General features: G+C 68.4%; 15 protein-coding genes. 4 read left to right on the top strand and 11 right to left on the bottom strand.

The annotated features are described in order from the left end of the window. Window positions 1-51 precede the first annotated feature (51 nt). Window positions 52-1,068 (top strand): LacI family DNA-binding transcriptional regulator, encoded by a 1,017-nt coding sequence (locus ACFVH5_RS29280; protein WP_385836717.1) that lies wholly within the window; start codon window positions 52-54, stop codon window positions 1,066-1,068. A gap of 282 nt (window positions 1,069-1,350) precedes the next feature. Here ACFVH5_RS29280 and prcA read toward each other — a convergent pair whose 3' ends face one another. The 6 genes from prcA to arc all read right to left on the bottom strand — a co-directional run bounded on the left by prcA (window position 1,351) and on the right by arc (window position 7,467). Continuing rightward, on the bottom strand, window positions 1,351-2,097 hold the full coding sequence (gene prcA / locus ACFVH5_RS29275; protein WP_107019853.1) for a proteasome subunit alpha: 747 nt from the start codon (window positions 2,095-2,097) through the stop codon (window positions 1,351-1,353). Window positions 2,098-2,153: 56 nt separating this feature from the next. Further along, window positions 2,154-2,999 (bottom strand): proteasome subunit beta, encoded by an 846-nt coding sequence (gene prcB / locus ACFVH5_RS29270; RefSeq protein ID WP_385836716.1) that lies wholly within the window; start codon window positions 2,997-2,999, stop codon window positions 2,154-2,156. After that, window positions 2,951-3,454, bottom strand: coding sequence for an endonuclease VII domain-containing protein (locus tag ACFVH5_RS29265; protein WP_385836715.1), 504 nt, complete (start codon window positions 3,452-3,454; stop codon window positions 2,951-2,953). Before ACFVH5_RS29265 ends, prcB begins: the two co-directional genes overlap by 49 nt. Window positions 3,455-3,582: 128 nt before the next feature. Next, the gene (locus ACFVH5_RS29260) at window positions 3,583-3,798 is read right to left on the bottom strand and encodes a ubiquitin-like protein Pup (RefSeq protein ID WP_107019856.1); all 216 of its coding nucleotides are present in this window, start codon (window positions 3,796-3,798) and stop codon (window positions 3,583-3,585) included. A 156-nt stretch (window positions 3,799-3,954) separates the two neighbouring features. Next, window positions 3,955-5,466 carry a depupylase/deamidase Dop gene (dop, locus tag ACFVH5_RS29255; protein WP_384808420.1) on the bottom strand — a complete coding sequence of 504 codons (1,512 nt, stop codon included), beginning with the start codon at window positions 5,464-5,466 and terminating at the stop codon, window positions 3,955-3,957. Between the two features lie 234 nt (window positions 5,467-5,700). Continuing rightward, complete coding sequence (gene arc / locus ACFVH5_RS29250) at window positions 5,701-7,467, bottom strand: proteasome ATPase (protein WP_107019858.1); 1,767 nt, start codon at window positions 7,465-7,467, stop codon at window positions 5,701-5,703. A 251-nt stretch (window positions 7,468-7,718) separates the two neighbouring features. On the opposite strand from arc, the gene ACFVH5_RS29245 reads away from it, so the two are divergent. After that, window positions 7,719-8,024, top strand: coding sequence for a ferredoxin (locus ACFVH5_RS29245; RefSeq protein WP_107019859.1), 306 nt, complete (start codon window positions 7,719-7,721; stop codon window positions 8,022-8,024). Window positions 8,025-8,117: 93 nt separating this feature from the next. Here ACFVH5_RS29245 and ACFVH5_RS29240 read toward each other — a convergent pair whose 3' ends face one another. The 3 genes from ACFVH5_RS29240 to ACFVH5_RS29230 all read right to left on the bottom strand — a co-directional run bounded on the left by ACFVH5_RS29240 (window position 8,118) and on the right by ACFVH5_RS29230 (window position 11,474). Further along, the gene (locus ACFVH5_RS29240) at window positions 8,118-8,693 is read right to left on the bottom strand and encodes a hypothetical protein (protein ID WP_385836714.1); all 576 of its coding nucleotides are present in this window, start codon (window positions 8,691-8,693) and stop codon (window positions 8,118-8,120) included. A 189-nt stretch (window positions 8,694-8,882) separates the two neighbouring features. Next, the gene (locus ACFVH5_RS29235) at window positions 8,883-9,788 is read right to left on the bottom strand and encodes a tRNA (adenine-N1)-methyltransferase (protein WP_385836713.1); all 906 of its coding nucleotides are present in this window, start codon (window positions 9,786-9,788) and stop codon (window positions 8,883-8,885) included. A gap of 120 nt (window positions 9,789-9,908) precedes the next feature. Beyond that, window positions 9,909-11,474, bottom strand: a complete 1,566-nt coding sequence (locus ACFVH5_RS29230) for a site-2 protease family protein (protein WP_385836732.1) — start codon at window positions 11,472-11,474, stop codon at window positions 9,909-9,911. A gap of 182 nt (window positions 11,475-11,656) precedes the next feature. On the opposite strand from ACFVH5_RS29230, the gene ACFVH5_RS29225 reads away from it, so the two are divergent. Beyond that, on the top strand, window positions 11,657-12,682 hold the full coding sequence (locus ACFVH5_RS29225) for a RecB family exonuclease (RefSeq protein WP_385836711.1): 1,026 nt from the start codon (window positions 11,657-11,659) through the stop codon (window positions 12,680-12,682). Between the two features lie 84 nt (window positions 12,683-12,766). Then, window positions 12,767-13,438: a response regulator transcription factor gene (locus ACFVH5_RS29220; RefSeq protein ID WP_107019862.1), complete on the top strand. Its 672-nt coding sequence runs from the start codon at window positions 12,767-12,769 to the stop codon at window positions 13,436-13,438. Window positions 13,439-13,538: 100 nt separating this feature from the next. On the opposite strand, the gene ACFVH5_RS29215 is transcribed toward ACFVH5_RS29220, so the two are convergent. Both ACFVH5_RS29215 and ACFVH5_RS29210 read right to left on the bottom strand, forming a co-directional pair. Then, window positions 13,539-15,146: an ABC transporter substrate-binding protein gene (locus ACFVH5_RS29215; RefSeq protein WP_385836710.1), complete on the bottom strand. Its 1,608-nt coding sequence runs from the start codon at window positions 15,144-15,146 to the stop codon at window positions 13,539-13,541. Window positions 15,147-15,580: 434 nt separating this feature from the next. Further along, window positions 15,581-16,282 (bottom strand): HAD-IA family hydrolase, encoded by a 702-nt coding sequence (locus ACFVH5_RS29210; protein ID WP_384808426.1) that lies wholly within the window; start codon window positions 16,280-16,282, stop codon window positions 15,581-15,583. Between the last annotated feature and the right edge of the window lie 163 nt (window positions 16,283-16,445).

Below are 16,445 nucleotides of genomic sequence, written 5' to 3'. Positions count from 1 at the left end.
CATACGTACCATGTGCGCAGTCCGTGAGTCCAGCAGAAAGACAGGTCGACGGTGGCAGCAGGCAGCCCCCGCCCCACGAGCCGTGACGTCGCCCAGGCCGCCGGGGTGTCCCAGGCGGCCGTCTCCCTCGTGCTCGGCGACAAATGGCGCGGACGGGTCGCCGAACGCACCGCCGAACGCGTACGCGAAGCCGCCCGGGAACTCGGCTACCGCCCCAACCTCGCCGCCCGCAACCTCCGCCTCGGCAGCACCCGCACCGTGCTCCTGGTGGTACCCGCCCTCACCACGGAATTCTTCGCGGGTGTGTACACCGGCGCGGCCCGCGTCGCCGCCGCACACGGATTCGGCGTACTGCTCTACCCCTCCCCCGAAGGCATCGGCCCGGCCCGCGACCCCTTCGCCTCCGCACAGGCCGCCCTCGACGGCGTCATCGCCTCCTCCATGGCCGCCGACGCCCTCACCGCCATCCGCGGCGACCAACTCCCCCTCGTCATGCTCGACAGCGACCCCGCGGGCAGCACCGGCGCGGCGACCGTCAACCTCGACATCCGCGACGGCGTCCGACAGGTCGCCGAACACCTCCTGGCCCTGGGCCACCGCCGCTTCCTGCACCTCGCGGCGGACATCCCGTCCTGGACCTTCGACATTCGCGCCCGCGAACTCGCCGCACGCCTGGCCGCCGTCCCCGGCACCGAACTGCGCACGGCCGCCGCCCCTATCTCGATCGACGACGCACGGGCCGCCGCGGAAACCGCCCTCTCCGCCCCCGGACCGCGCCCCACGGCCCTCGTCTGCGACGACGACAAACTGGCCGCCGGCGCCTACAAGGCCGCCCGCCGCCTCGGCCTGCGCATCCCCGACGACCTCTCCGTCACCGGCCTCGACGACCTGGCCCTCGCCACCGCCCTCGACCCCGAACTCACCACGGTCCGCCTGGACGCCGAACTCTTCGGCGAACGCGGCATGCAAGCGCTCCTGGCGGTCCTGGAGTCCCACGCCCCCACCCCGGGCGACATCCCGGTCACCTTGGTCGTACGAGGCTCCACAGCGCGACCGGGGGCCTTGTAGGGGGCGGTTCTTCACCGCCAAGGGCGCGAGGTACGGCGAGCCTCTTCGCCCTTCAGGGGCGCGGGGAACGGCGCAGTCTTTGGTCTTTAGGGGGCACGGGAAACGGCGCGGCTTTTGGCCTTCAGGGGGCGCGGGGAACGGCGCAATCCTGTCGCTTGTCGCTTGTAAGGGGCGCGGGGAACTGCGCGACCAGCCCCCACCGGGCCCGCACAACGCCGCGTGCCCCCGGCCGGAGAGGCCAGGGGCACGCAGGAGCCAAGAAGGTCGAGGAGACCGAGGAGGTCACTCCTCGTCGTCAGGATCCTCCGCCTCCGCAGCGGTGGAAGCCCCACCTTCCTCCAGCAACCGCCCGAGCTGCCGCCCGACGATCCGCTTGAACTTCCGCGCCTGCGGCCGCGTCCGGTCCAGCACAGCGACCTCCAGCCGCTCCGCCGGAATCTCCCGCTCACTGCCGTTCGTGTCACGCGACAACGCCTGAACGGCCAGCTTGAGCGCCTCGGCCAAGGACATCCCGTCCTCGTGCCGCTGATCGAGATACGTACTGATCGTCTCGGCGTTCCCGCCGACCGCCACCGAACCGTGCTCGTCCACGATCGAGCCGTCGTGCGGCAGCCGGTAGATCTGGTCACCCTCGGGGGTCTCCCCCACCTCGGCGACCACCAGCTCCACCTCGTACGGCTTCTCCGCCGCCGACGAGAAGATCGTGCCCAGCGTCTGGGCATAGACGTTGGCGAGACCACGGGCGGTCACATCGTCACGGTCGTACGTGTAACCCCGCAGATCGGCATAGCGCACACCGCCGATCCGCAGATTCTCGTACTCGTTGTACTTGCCGGCGGCCGCGAAGCCGATCCGGTCATAGATCTCGCTGAACTTGTGCAGCGCACGGGACGGGTTCTCGCCGACGAACACGATGCCGTCGGCGAACTGCAGCACAACGAGGCTGCGACCACGGGCGATGCCCTTGCGGGCGTATTCCGCCCGGTCGGCCATGGCCTGCTGGGGTGATACATAGAACGGCGTCGACACCGGCTATCCGTCCCTTTCTGTGGAAGTCACTGGATCACCTGGAAAACGGGCCGCTGCTAGAGCAGCGCGGCGCGCGGACCGTCGGGCTGCTCCAGGCGCCGCTCGATGATCGCGCGAGCGATTTCGGAGGACTCCTCGTCCGTCAGCCGGCGGAAGCCGTCCTCGGTGATCACGGTGACGATCGGGTAGATCCGGCGGGCGACATCGGGACCACCGGTCGCCGAGTCGTCGTCGGCCGCGTCGTACAGCGCCTGTACGACGAGCGTCGTGGCCTGCTCCTCCGTCAGATCCTTGTGGTACAGCTTCTTCATGGCACCGCGCGCGAAGAGCGAACCGGAGCCCGTGGCCGCGAAGCCGTGCTCCTCGGAACGGCCGCCCGTCACGTCGTAGGAGAAGATGCGGCCCTTGTCGCGGTCGACGTCGAACCCGGCGAAGAGCGGGACCACGGCGAGGCCCTGCATGGCCATACCGAGGTTCGAACGGATCATCGTGGACAGGCGGTTCGCCTTGCCCTCCAGGGAGAGCGTGGTGCCCTCCACCTTCTCGAAGTGCTCCAGCTCGAGCTGGAACAGCTTCACCATCTCGACGGCCAGGCCTGCCGTACCGGCGATACCGACGGCCGAGTACTCGTCCGCCGGGAACACCTTCTCGATGTCCCGCTGCGCGATGACATTGCCCATCGTGGCCCGCCGGTCGCCGGCGAGGACGACACCACCGGCGAAGGTGACGGCGACGATGGTCGTGCCGTGCGGGGCCTCGATGACTCCCTGCGTGGGCGGCAACTGCCGCTTGCCCGGGAGCATCTCCGGCTGATGGTCGGACAGGAAGTCCATGAAGGACGACGACCCGGGCGTCAGGAAGGCAGCTGGTAGACGCCCGGTGCTACGAGTGTTGGCTTCCACGAGGATCCCTCCAAGTAGGCGGCAGCCCGACGAACTGCGTCGGGATCATCTCCCAACTTGCCGATGGCCGAATTGCAGTTGAAGCACAGTACGCCTCGGACCCTACCCGTCTCATGGCAGTGATCCACATGAACAGCCGGAGCTTTCAGGCAGATCACGCAGAGCCCCATCTGCGAGGCAACCATCTCGTCACGCTCGGCTTCGGTCATGCCGTACTGGCGCTTCAGGTGGCCTGCGCGCCCTTTCGTCGCCTTACAGAGCGTCGCCAAACCATCCGAAGCGCTGCTGTTTCGCGTCCACTCACTGTGCGGTTTGGTCTTGTGGCACGTACGGCAGTATTTGTGACCAGCGGGTACATCCACTCGCGGTCGAACGTTACGACCCTTGGCTACCTGCCGTGCCTGGTGGTACGCCGCCGCGCATTCTCGGCAATAGACCTGAAGCCCATCACGCATCGCCTTGTTACTTGCGAAGGCCGCCCGCGGCTTTACTTCCTTGCACCGCGGACAACTCTTCGCACCTTGCTGTTCTTGCACTCGAATCCCCCGTTGGCCGCAAGCCTTCGTTTCGAAGGTCAAGTGACCTACTGGCCGCCTTTTTGCACGAAGGAGCGAACGAAATCCTCTGCGTTCTCCTCTAGGACATCATCAATCTCGTCCAGGACCGAGTCGACGTCGTCGCTCAGCTTTTCCTGGCGCTCCTTGAGGTCCTCCGATGCCTGTGCCTCGGGCGCTTCCTCGACCTGCTCGGTCTCGCGCGTCGCCTTCTGCTGTCCGCCGCCGGTGTCCTTGGTCGCCATAACCCTCACCCCGCTCGGTTTCGACGTTCTTGATCAGACCCTACAAGCAGGGTCCGACATCGGCCCCACAGTTGCCACAACGTCCGGGAACCACCTCGATGATTCCCGGACTGGGGCTTTTCCACCCTGTCGGGCCGGATCGGCCCGGTGGTCGTTTCAGTTGCCCGACAGGACCTTGACCAGGTCTTCTGCCGTCCGACAGCGGTCGAGGAGCTCTTTCACGTGATTACGCGTTCCGCGAAGCGGCTCCAGGGTTGGAACGCGCTGGAGCGAGTCCCGGCCCGGCAGATCGAAGATCACCGAGTCCCAGGAGGCCGCCGCGACGTCGTCCGCGTACTGTTCGAGGCAGCGCCCGCGGAAGTACGCGCGGGTGTCCTCCGGCGGCTTCGTCTCGGCCCGCTCGACGCCCGTCTCGTCCAGCAGCCGCTTGATGCGGCCGCGGGCCACCAGGCGGTTGTAGAGGCCCTTGTCGGGCCGTACGTCGGCGTACTGGAGGTCGACCAGGTGCAGCCGGGCGGCGTCCCAGTCGAGGTCGTCACGGCGCCGGTAGCCCTCCATGAGTTCCCGCTTGGCCACCCAGTCCAGCTCGCCCGACAGGCTCATCGGGTCGGTCTCCAGCCGGCCCAGGACGTCCTCCCAGCGGGTCAGCACGTCCTTGGTCTGCTCGTCCGCGTCGGCCCCGTAGCGTTCCTCGACGTACTTGCGCGCCAGTTCGAAGTACTCCATCTGGAGCTGGACCGCGGTGAGTGTCCGGCCGCTGCGGAGGGTGATCAGTCGCTTGAGGGTGGGGTCGTGCGAGACCTGGTGCAGGGTGCGCACGGGCTGGTCGACGGCGAGGTCCACGGCGATGAAGCCGTCCTCGATCATGGACAGGACGAGGGCGGTGGTGCCGAGCTTGAGGTAGGTCGAGATCTCGGAGAGGTTCGCGTCACCGATGATCACGTGCAGGCGGCGGTATTTCTCGGCGTCCGCGTGCGGCTCGTCGCGGGTGTTGATGATGGGGCGCTTGAGGGTGGTTTCGAGGCCCACCTCGACCTCGAAGTAGTCGGCGCGCTGGCTGAGCTGGAAGCCGTGTTCGTGTCCGTCCTGACCGATGCCGACGCGGCCCGCTCCGGTGACGACCTGGCGGGAGACGAAGAACGGCGTGAGGTGGCGCACGATGTCCGAGAAGGGGGTCTCCCGCTTCATCAGGTAGTTCTCGTGCGTGCCGTAGGAGGCGCCCTTGTTGTCGGTGTTGTTCTTGTAGAGGTGGATCGGCTGGGCGCCGGGGAGCTGGGCGGCGCGCTCGGCGGCCTCCGCCATGATGCGTTCGCCGGCCTTGTCCCACAGGACGGCGTCCAGTGGGTTGGTCACTTCGGGGGAGCTGTATTCGGGGTGTGCGTGGTCGACGTACAGCCGTGCCCCGTTGGTGAGGATGACATTGGCGAGGCCGATGTCCTCGTCGGTGAGCTGACTGGAGTCGGCGGCTTCGCGGGCGAGGTCGAAGCCCCGCGCGTCCCGCAGCGGGTTCTCCTCCTCGAAGTCCCAGCGGGCCCGCCGGGCCCGGTGCATCGCCGCCGCGTAGGCGTTGACGATCTGGGACGAGGTGAGCATGGCATTGGCGTTGGGGTGGCCGGGGACGGAGATCCCGTACTCCGTCTCGATGCCCATTACTCGCCGTACGGTCATGCGGCCCTCCTTGCCCGGCGGCGTCCTCGGTCGGGGACGCCGCTCAAGTACCGCTGGCGCTCCGGTGCGTGTGCGGTGCCCGTCCCCGCACTGCGCGACTCGGCGGTACCGAAGAGCCTAGAGCGCCTTTGCACTGGTGGGGAGATCATTTGCGTCATTGCTCAGCTCCAGCTGTGCCCTGGAAAACAGTTGGCTGCGGGTACCCGGTGAGGGCACCCGCAGCCACCCTGTCTTTTACAGGTACTGACCGGTGTTCGCCACCGTGTCGATGGAGCGTCCGGTGTCCGCGCCCTGCTTTCCGGTGATGAGTGTCCGGATGTAAACGATCCGTTCGCCCTTCTTTCCGGAGATGCGGGCCCAGTCGTCCGGGTTGGTGGTGTTCGGCAGGTCCTCGTTCTCCTTGAACTCGTCCACGCAGGCCTGGAGCAGGTGGGAGACCCGCAGGCCCTTCTGGGTGTGTTCGAGGAAGTCCTTGATCGCCATCTTCTTGGCGCGGCCGACGATGTTCTCGATCATGGCGCCGGAGTTGAAGTCCTTGAAGTAGAGGACTTCCTTGTCGCCGTTGGCGTACGTGACTTCGAGGAAGCGGTTTTCCTCGGACTCGGTGTACATGTGCTCGACGGCGGTCTGGATCATGCTCTGGACGGTGGTGCTCTTGCTGCCTCCGTGCTCTCCGACGTCGTCGGGGTGCAGCGGGAGGCGCTCGGTGAGGTACTTGGCGAAGATGTCCTTGGCCGCTTCGGCGTCCGGACGCTCGATCTTGATCTTCACGTCGAGGCGGCCGGGGCGCAGGATGGCGGGGTCGATCATGTCCTCGCGGTTGGAGGCGCCGATGACCACGACGTTCTGCAGGCCTTCCACGCCGTCGATCTCGGCGAGCAGCTGGGGGACGATGGTGTTCTCCACGTCCGAGCTGACGCCGGATCCGCGGGTGCGGAAGAGGGATTCCATCTCGTCGAAGAAGACGATGACGGGGGTGCCCTCGCTGGCCTTTTCACGGGCGCGCTGGAAGACGAGGCGGATCTGCCGCTCGGTCTCGCCGACGTACTTGTTGAGGAGTTCGGGGCCCTTGATGTTGAGGAAGAAGCTCTTGCCGGTGGCCTGGCCGGTCACTTCCGCGACCTTTTTGGCCAGTGAGTTGGCGACGGCCTTGGCGATGAGTGTCTTGCCGCATCCGGGGGGCCCGTAGAGGAGTACGCCCTTGGGTGGGCGCAGTTCGTGCTCCTTGAACAGGTCGGGGTAGAGGTAGGGGAGCTCGACCGCGTCGCGGATCATTTCGATCTGGCCGCCCAGACCGCCGATCTGCTCGTAGCCGATGTCGGGGACCTCTTCGAGGACGAGTTCTTCGACCTCGCTCTTGGGCACGACCTCGTAGACGTAGCCGGAGCGTGGTTCGAGGAGGAGGGCGTCGCCCGGACGGATGACTACGTCCAGGAGTGGTTCGGCGAGCCGTACCACCCGTTCCTCGTCGGTGTGGCCCTGTACGAGGGCGCGCTCGCCGTCCTCAAGGATCTCCTTGAGGGTGACGATGTCGCCGACGCTCTCGTACTCCATGGCCTCGACCACGTTGAGAGCTTCGTTGAGCATCAGTTCCTGGCCGCGTCGGAGCTCTTCGAGTTCGACGCTGGGGCTGACGTTCACCCGGAGTTTGCGGCCTCCGGTGAAGATGTCGGCGGTGCCGTCCTCGTTCGCTGCGAGGAAGACTCCGAAGCCGGCCGGCGGCTGTGCGAGCCGGTCGACTTCCTCCTTGAGTGCCACGATCTGGTCGCGGGCCTCTCGGAGGGTGTTGGCCAGCCGCTCGTTCTGCGCGGACACGCCGGCCAGGTTGGTCTGCAGCTCGACGATCCGCTCTTCGAGAATCCTCGTGTGTCGCGGAGAGTCGGCGAGCTTGCGTCGCAGGACGGCGATCTCCTGCTCAAGGTAGGCAATCTGCCCGGACGGGTCGTCGGACCCTCGTCCCGGGCGGATGCCGCGGTTCATGTCGTCGTCGTGGGCTGCCACGGTCCTCACCTCCTCCAAGGGGAGCTGGACGCTTCCAGACCCTACCTGGGTGGGTGTCGATTGAAACCCCTAGATCAAAAGACTGTCGGGGTGTGTCCGATCTTCACCCTTGCGCTCTCCCTCACGCCAGTGGAATACCCACCGAACATGCCCGGGAAGCCGACGGAGGTAGGGTCGAAGTGTTCAACACCCGTCAGAGCTGGCGCGATTCCCCGTCTTCGGGCCGCTCTGCGCAGGAAACGGCAGGAGAAATGACCGTGCAGCAGGAGGCCGGAGTCGACGGCGAGGCGCTTGAGGTCTGGATCGACCAGGATCTGTGCACCGGCGACGGGATCTGCGTCCAGTACGCGCCCGAGGTGTTCGAACTGGACATCGACGGGCTGGCCTATGTGAAGAGCCCGGGTGACGAGCTTCTGCAGACCCCGGGTGCGACAACCCCCGTACCGCTGACGCTTCTGCGTGACGTCGCCGACTCCGCGAAGGAGTGTCCGGGCGACTGCATCCATGTACGCCGTGTGTCGGACAGCGTCGAGGTCTACGGCCCCGACGCGGAGTGAGTGTGCGGGCACCTCGCGTGACGCGGGTGCCCGGTTCCTCCTGGTTGTCTTTCTTCTCACATGCGTGGGCTCAACCGCTGCGGTGTCCCGGTCTCACATACTGCGGGCCGCCGGTGGTGTCGAGCGTACGAAGGCGCCGTTCTTCCACTGCCACTTGGCGCTCTCGTTCACGTCGGGGCAGCAACTGGGTACCTCGGGCGAGGAGTAGCCGAGCAGGGTCGCGGTGATGGTGGCGTCGCTGAGGGCGAAGTCCTTGACCGAGAGTCGCTCCTCGGGGTCCACGAGGGTGGCGACGACTCTGGCTTTCGGGGTGCCCTCGGTCTTGGTGAGGACGTAGACGCCGCTGGGCGGGGTGCCGGATCCCGCGTCGCAGCGGACGACGGCGACCGTCTCGGGGAGGCCGTCGCCGTCGAGGTCGCCGGAGGCCTTCTTCTGGACGAGGACCTTCGCGGGGCCGCAGTCCAGGGGGTAGTCGGCGTGGGCGGGGTCGGGGGGCGTCGCGGCCGCGGGGGCGCCCTTGGCCTCGATGCCGTGCTGGGCGGCCGTGGCCTTGTCGGGCTGGAGGAAGCCGGAGGCCGCGACGACCGCGGCGAGCGCTGCCGCCGTGGCGACCCAGTGGATCGGGCGGGTGTGGGTGTGGGCCAGTTCCGGGACGGCGGAGTGCTGCACTAGGAAGTGTCTCCTGTGAGGGCTGTGCCGGTGGGGTGGCCAGAATGGTGCCACACGTCACACCGCGAGGGAACGGTGGGGTGGACGGTACTGGCGGAACGTCAAGGGAAATGCGCTGTGGCCGAGTTCCGAGGGGTCCTCGGGAACTCGGCCACGGTGCTTGCGCGTTGTGTGCGGTACGGGGCCGCGTCAGCGGCCGGGGGCTCCGCCGTCGGCGTTGGGGCCGGTGTAGTCGTCGCCGTAGGCGCCCTTGGAGGGACGTCGGCGGCGCATGGGCGGTTCGACGCCGTCCGCGAGGCGGCGGGCTGTGAGCAGGAAGCCGGTGTGGCCGATCATCCGGTGGTCGGGGCGGACGGCCAGGCCCTCGATGTGCCAGTTGCGGACCATGGACTCCCAGGCGCTCGGCTCGTTGAAGCAGCCGATCTCGCGGATGGACTCGACGGTCCGGGCGAGCTGGGTGGTGGTCGCGACGTAGCAGCAGACGATGCCGCCAGGGACGAGTGCCTTGGAGACGGCTTCCAGGCACTCCCAGGGGGCGAGCATGTCGAGGACGACACGGTCGACCTCGGTGTCCGAGAGGTTGTCCTGGAGGTCGCCGACGGTGAGCTGCCAGGCGGGGTGGGGGCCGCCGAAGTAGCGCTCCACGTTCTGCTGGGCGATCTCGGCGAAGTCCTCGCGGCGCTCGTACGAGTGGAGCATGCCCTGGTCGCCGACGGCGCGGAGCAGGAACGTGCTGAGCGAGCCGGAGCCCACGCCGGCTTCCACGACGCGTACGCCGGGGAAGATGTCGGCGAAGGCCAGGATCTGCCCCGCGTCCTTGGGGTAGACCACGGCGGCGCCGCGGGGCATGGACAGGACGTAGTCGGGGAGCAGGGGGCGCAGCGCCAGATAGGCGACGTTCCCCGTGGTGCGGACAACGCTGCCCTCGGGTGCGCCGATCAGCTCGTCGTGCGGGAAGGAACCCTTGTGGGTGTGGAAGTTCTTCCCTGCTTCGAGCGTGAACGTGTAGTGGCGGCCCTTGGGGTCGGTCAGCTGTACCTGGTCCCCGACCTTGAAGGGCCCGCGTCGGCGGGCGGCACCGGTCGGTTCGGACATGTGCGCCAGCCTACCCGCCTCCGGGGCGGGGTCCGACCACTGTCCGGGTGTGCTCGGGTGCGTGGCTCGCTGCGGGTGCTTCGTGGCTGAGCGCGCGGTTCCCCGCGCCCCTGCGGGCGCTCAGCTGGGGCGGGCCATGGCTTTGACGAAGGCCTTCTCCACGTCCGCCGCCGAGAGGACTCCGTAGATCTCTCCGGAGTCCTCGACCACGAGGTATTCGGTGGCCGGGGTGGCGCGCAGGGCTTCCAGGAGGTCCTCGCCGGCGAGTTCGGCGGAGACGCGCATGCCGTCGGTGAGGTCCTGGGCGAGTCCGCTGACGGCGACCCAGGGGCGGCGGTGTTCCGGTACGCCGACGATGGCGGCCTCGCGGACGAGGGAGAGGGGGTCGCCGTCGGCGTCCACGACGACCAGGGCGCGTGCGCCGGCCTCGTTGGCGCGGCGCAGTGCTTCGGAGAGCGGGGTGTGGGTCTCGACGGGGACCGCGCGCCGGGTGAGGGCGCGGGCCCTCAGCTCGGGCAGGTGTTCACGCAGTCGGGCGACGCGGAGGCTGTTTCCGGCGCCGGTCCAGATGATTCCGGCGAGGATCGCGGCGAGCAGGGCGTCCATGACGGTGTCCATGCCGCCGATGTCCTGGGCTTCGGTGCCGAGGCCGCCGGAGTGGGTGAGCAGGGGCAGTCCGATGAGTACGGAGATCGCGAGGGCGCGGCCGACCCAGGCGGCGGCGATGGTGCCGCTCATGGGTTTGCCGGTGATCTTCCAGACGACGGCCCGGAGCATGCGGCCGCCGTCGAGGGGCAGGCCGGGGAGGAGGTTGAACGCGGCGACGATCAGGTTGGAGATCATCAGGCCGCCCAGCAGGACGCCGGGGACGGTGCCGGGTTCGACGGTCTGGAGGGCGAGGTAGAAGACGCCGCCGAGGACGAGGGAGAGCAGGGGGCCGACGAAGGCGAGGACGAACTCGCGTCCGGGTGTCTCGGACTCCTTCTCGATCTCGGAGACGCCGCCGAAGAACTGCAGCTGGATCCGGCGTACGGGCAGCTTGAAGCGCAGGGCGGCGACCGTGTGCGCCAGTTCGTGGACGAGTACGGAGGCGTAGAAGGCGACCGCGAAGAACAGGGAGACGAGGTAGCGGGCCATGCCCAGTTCGGGCAGGACGCGTTCGAGCTGGCCGCCGAAGACCCAGGTGATGAGTGCGGCGACGAGGAACCAGCTGGGTGCCACGTACACGGGTACGCCGAAGGGGCGTCCCATGAGGAGGCCGCCGCCGGGTTCCTTGGCCCGCTTGGGGGCGGGGCCCTTCCTGCCCTTCTTGCCGCCGGGCGGTGCGGGGGTGTGCGCCTCGGACCTGTGGGTGGGGTGCGGCGGTTCGGGCGTGTGGCTGTCGGTTCGCGTGTCCGCCGGGGCCGGAGTGGGAGACGGGGCGGGAGCGGGAGCGGCTGAGTCACTCGTGTCGGTGGGCGGTGCGGGGGGCCGCTCTTCGCCGTCCTGGCCGTCGGCCGGTCCGGGGTGGGCCGTGTCGGCCGCCTTCTCCGGTGCGGCCGGGGTGGCGGCGTCGTGCGGCTGCTGGTCGGAGGGCGGCCGGGCCGTCGTGGTCGCCGGGTCACCGGGTCGCGGCCGACCCGTGCGGAGCTCGTCCGCCTCGTCGGTGCCGGAACGCGGCTGCCCGCTCCCGCCGCTCTCGTCCACGATGTCCCCTCGTTCGACGCGTGTCCCGCTCGCGATCATGCACGCGAGAGGTCTTGTGGTCGATGGTATGCGGCCGTCGCGGCGTGTTCGGCCCCGGCACCCCCTCCGTTTCCCGGGCGGGCGCACGGCACGCAGGTCACCGTGTGTCGCGGTGTCAGTGGCGAGCCGTAAGGTCTGTCGTCATGGAAACCAGCACCGACGGCGTCGCGCGGGACGGCTCCGAAGCCGTACCGGCGGGCGATGCGGTCCAGCCGTCCGACGTCGTGGCCGCGTCGCCCGCGGCCTCCCCTGCCGGACCGGCCGGAGCCGTGGTGCCCCGGCCCGCGGACGCCGTCACCGGGTCGGGCGGGCCGTCCGGGCGGGTGCGGGATCCCGCGCCTCCGACCTCGTTGTCGCCGTCGCGGGCCGGGGACTTCATGCAGTGTCCTTTGCTGTACCGCTTCCGGGTGATCGACAAGCTGCCCGAGAAGCCGAGTGAGGCGGCGACGCGCGGGACGCTGGTGCACGCGGTGCTGGAGCGGCTCTTCGACGCCCCGGCCACCGAGCGGACGGCGCCGCGCGCCAAGTCGCTGATCCCCGGTCAGTGGGACCGGCTGCGGGAGGCGAAGCCGGAGCTGGCCGAGTTGTTCGCGGACTCCGACGAGCAGACGGCCGGCGAGAAGCTGACGCGCTGGCTCGGTGAGGCGGAGCGGCTGGTCGAGCGCTGGTTCACTCTGGAGGACCCGACCCGTCTGGAGCCTGCGGAGCGCGAGCTGTTCGTGGAGGCGCAGCTCGACTCGGGTCTGAAGCTGCGGGGCATCATCGACCGGGTGGACGTGGCGCCCTCGGGCGAGGTGCGGATCGTCGACTACAAGACGGGCAAGGCCCCGCGTCCGGAGTACGCGGAGGGCGCCCTGTTCCAGATGAAGTTCTACGCCCTGGTGGTGTGGCGGCTGAAACAGGTCGTCCCGCGCCGTCTCCAGCTGGTCTATCTGGGCAGTGGTGACGTGCTCACGTACGACCCGGTGCCGGCCGATCTGGAGCGTGTGGAGCGGAAGTTGCACTCGTTGTGGGAGGCGATCCGGCTCGCGACGGAGACCGGTGACTGGCGTCCGCGGCCCACGAAGCTGTGCGGCTGGTGCGATCACCGGGCGGTCTGTCCGGAATTCGGCGGTACTCCCCCGCCGTATCCGCTGGCGGTGCGTGCTCCCGGGTCCGACGCGGTCTGAGCGTGGGGCGGCCGGCGTGCCCCGAGGGCGTGGCGGGTGACCGCCGCAGGGCAGAATGGGGCCGGACTAGCGAAGGAGACTCACGTGGCCATCCGCGTCCTACTGGTCGACGACCAGCCGCTGCTGCGCACCGGCTTCCGGATGATTCTGGAGGCGGAGCAGGACATCGCGGTCGTCGGCGAGGCCGGTGACGGTCTCCAGGCGATCGATCAGGTTCGTGCCCTGCAGCCCGATGTGGTTCTGATGGACATCCGTATGCCGAGGATGGACGGGGTCGAGGCGACCCGTCAGATCACCGGTCCCGGCCGGGACGGTCCGGCGAAGGTGCTGGTGCTGACGACCTTCGATCTCGACGAGTACGTGGTGGAGGCCCTGCGGGCCGGCGCCAGCGGTTTCCTGCTGAAGGACGCCCCGGCCAACGAGTTGGTGCAGGCGATCCGGGTGGTGGCGGCGGGCGAGGCGATGCTGGCACCGAGCATCACCCGTCGGCTGCTCGACAAGTACGCGGGTCATCTGCCCTCGGGCGACGAGCCGGTGCCGGACACCCTGCACACGCTGACCGAGCGTGAGGTCGAGGTGTTGAAGCTGGTGGCCCGCGGGTTGTCGAACGCGGAGATCGCCGCCGATCTGTTCGTCAGCGAGACCACGGTCAAGACGCATGTGGGCCACGTCCTGACCAAGCTGGGGCTGCGGGACCGGGTGCAGGCCGCGGTGTACGCGTACGAGAGCGGTCTGGTGCGTCCCGGCGCGCAGTGACCGTGCGCGGCCCGCGGTGATGGCCGAAAACGGTACCGGCGGCACAACAGGAACGGCCGCCCCCTTCCGGAAGGGGGCGGCCGTTCTCATGTGCCGGTCGTCAGTCGCTGCCGACTCCGCGGCCCAGCTCCCACAGCTGCAGCGTGGCCGACGAGTTGAGCGCGTACTCGGCGCCGGTGATGTCGTCCCGTACGGCGACGTACTGCTTGCCCTGCCACAGGGGCAGGAGCGGGACGTCCTTGGCGACGATGCTCTGGATCTCCTCGATGCTCTTCGAGGCGCTGAGGCGGTCGGCCTCGCGGCGGGACTCCGGGATCAGGTTCTCCCGGATGCGCTTGTTCACGTACGGCGACGCGATGGTGTTGTCCTTGTCCAGGAACGGCGTGAGGAAGGTCTCCGCGTCCGGGAAGTCGGGGAACCAGCCCATGCCGTACGCCGCGAACTTGCCCTCACGCTGCTTGGGACGGTAGGTGTCCCACTTCTCGCCCTTGATGTCCACGTCGAAGAGGCCCGTGTCGTTGAGCTGCTTCTGCAGCGTCTCGAACTCGGTCTTGGTGGCGGGTCCGTAGTGGTCCGTCGTGTAGTTCATCGTGAACTTCACCGGCGTGGTGACGTTCGCCGCGGCGAGGAGGTTCTTGGCCGCGGTGACGTCGGGCTCGCCGTACTCGTTGAAGAACGAGTTGGCGTGGCCGGTGACGGTGGCCGGGACCATGGAGTACAGCGGGTCGGCGCCGGTGCCGTACACCTTGGAGGTCAGTTCGCCGCGGTTGACGATGTGGGCGATCGCCTGGCGGACGGCCTTGTCCTCCAGGGACGGCTTCTCGACGTCGAAGCCGATGTAGCGGATCTCGAGGCCGGGCTGCTCGATCACATCGATCTTGCTGTCCTTGGCGTTCTGCAGCTTCTTGATCTGCTCGGGCGACATGGTGCGGGTCATCATGTCGATGTCGCCCTTGTCGATCGCGGCGCCCATGGAGTCCGTGTCCTCGAAGGACCGCAGCTCGACCTTGTCGTTCTTGACGTCCGAGATCCCCTGGTAATACGGGTTCTTGGTGAAGACGACCTTGGTGACGTCGTCACCCTTGGTCTCGGCCTTGAGGCTGTACGGGCCCGAGCCGCTGACGTCGAAGCCGTCCCGCAGCTTGTTCTTGGCGTAGTCCTTGGGGTTCAGGATGCCCGCGACCGGCGTGGACAGCTTGAACGGGAAGGTGGCGTCGGCGCTGTTGAGGTGGAAGATCACCTCGCGGTCGCCCTTGGTCTCGACGGCGTCGACGGTCGACAGCAGGGCGAAGACGCCCGTGTCGGCCTTGATCTGCAGCGCGCGGTCGATGGAGAACTTCACGTCCTCGGCGGTGACGGGGTCACCGTTGGAGAACTTGAGGTCCTTGCGCAGCGTGCAGGCGTACCGCTCGTTGCCGGAGTCGGTGAATCCGCACTCCTCGGCGGCCTCCGGAGTGGGGTCGCCGCCGCCGTTGGGCATGGCCATCAGGGTCTGGACCGTCTGGCGCAGCACGTTCCAGGCGCCGACGTCGTACGCGTAGGCCGGGTCGAACGGGGCCGGTGCCTCCTTCGAGGCGGTGAACCGGTCGGTGGTACCGACGACGATTGCGTCGCCGCCGTCGCCTCCACTGTCGGAACCGCCGCACGCGGCGAGGACAGAGGCGAGCAGACCGATCGCGGCCGGCAGCACCAAAGGCTTACGGTTCATGCTCGAAGTTCTCCAGAGCTGTCGATCCCGCGGGCCCGGCATGCCGGGGTGTTGCGGTCGGGTACACGGGGGTTACGGCGATGTTCTCGCGATGAGATTAGTCGGGACCGGCAGGACGGTTCGCAGGTACCGGAGTTGAGTTCCCATCACGCTGCGAGACCGGCTGTGGACTCACCGAAAACCCGACAGTGGAAGGATTCGTACAGGTTTCCACGAATCAGGACACAAGGGCGCGCACATGACCCTCACAATGGCTCGCCACACACACCGGGAGCTTCTTGTCGACCCCCTCGGCAGTGGCGAACGTCACACCTTCAACTGTGTGCGAGAGTACCGGAATTCGGCCATCCGAGGCGCGCGGCCGATGATCGAATTAACTCGATGCAGTGACCACGCAGTTTTTCCGCATTCACTCGTGCACCGTGGGTGAACGATTAGCGCTTTTCCGTCATCAGGCCCCGGAGAAAAGGCAGGTCGACCTGTTCGAGGGATCGTACGACGGTCCTTCCGGCAGCCGGGGCGATCGGTGCCACGGAGGGTACGGCCACGACCTGGCAGCCCGCCGCCTCGGCGGCCGCCACACCCGTCGCGGTGTCCTCGATGACCGCGCACCTGGCCGGATCCGCGCCGAGCCCGGCCGCCGCGATCAGATACGGGTCGGGGAACGGCTTGGTGCGTTCCACCTCGTCGCCCGCGACGGTCAGGGTGAAGTTCCGCGCGCCGAGCGAGAGCAGGACGCGGTCGATGATGCGGCGGTGCGAGGCCGAGACCAGGGCGGTGGGGATGCCGTGCGCGGCCAGCTCTGCCAGGAGTCTCGCGGCGCCGGGCATCAGCGGGAGGGAGCGGGCGATGCGGTTCTCGAACCCGTCGTTCAGCAGCACGGTGAGTTCGGAGAGGGTGATCGTCGCGCCGGTGGCTTCGATGAGGAAGCCGGCGCTGCGGGTCATGGGGCCGCCGACCACCACGTGGCGCCAGGCGTCGTCCAGCCGGTGGCCGAGCTGGGCGAAGACCTCCACCTCGGCGTCCCACCAGAAGCCCTCCGTGTCGACGAGGGTTCCGTCCATGTCGAGGAGAACTGCCTGGAGGGTGGAGCTTTCGGCTGTACGGGTGCCTGGTGGGGGGACCGTACTGGTCATAGGCGCACCTCCGTTTAAGGGACGAGAAGGCCCCCAGCCACAGCGGGGTCACGCCCGCGCCGGACCCCCCCGAGTAAGTCAACCCAGGCGCCGGCGGCCGTTGGTTTTTGGGGGGCGGGTCGGGGGGGGGGGGGGGGTGCGACTGCCTCGGCCGCCCCGCTCG

It is taken from the genome of Streptomyces sp. NPDC127119 (genome assembly GCF_042677425.1).
In the GTDB taxonomy this organism is placed as follows: Bacteria; Actinomycetota; Actinomycetes; order Streptomycetales; family Streptomycetaceae; genus Streptomyces.
This window is presented reverse-complemented; position numbering and strand designations above follow the sequence as displayed.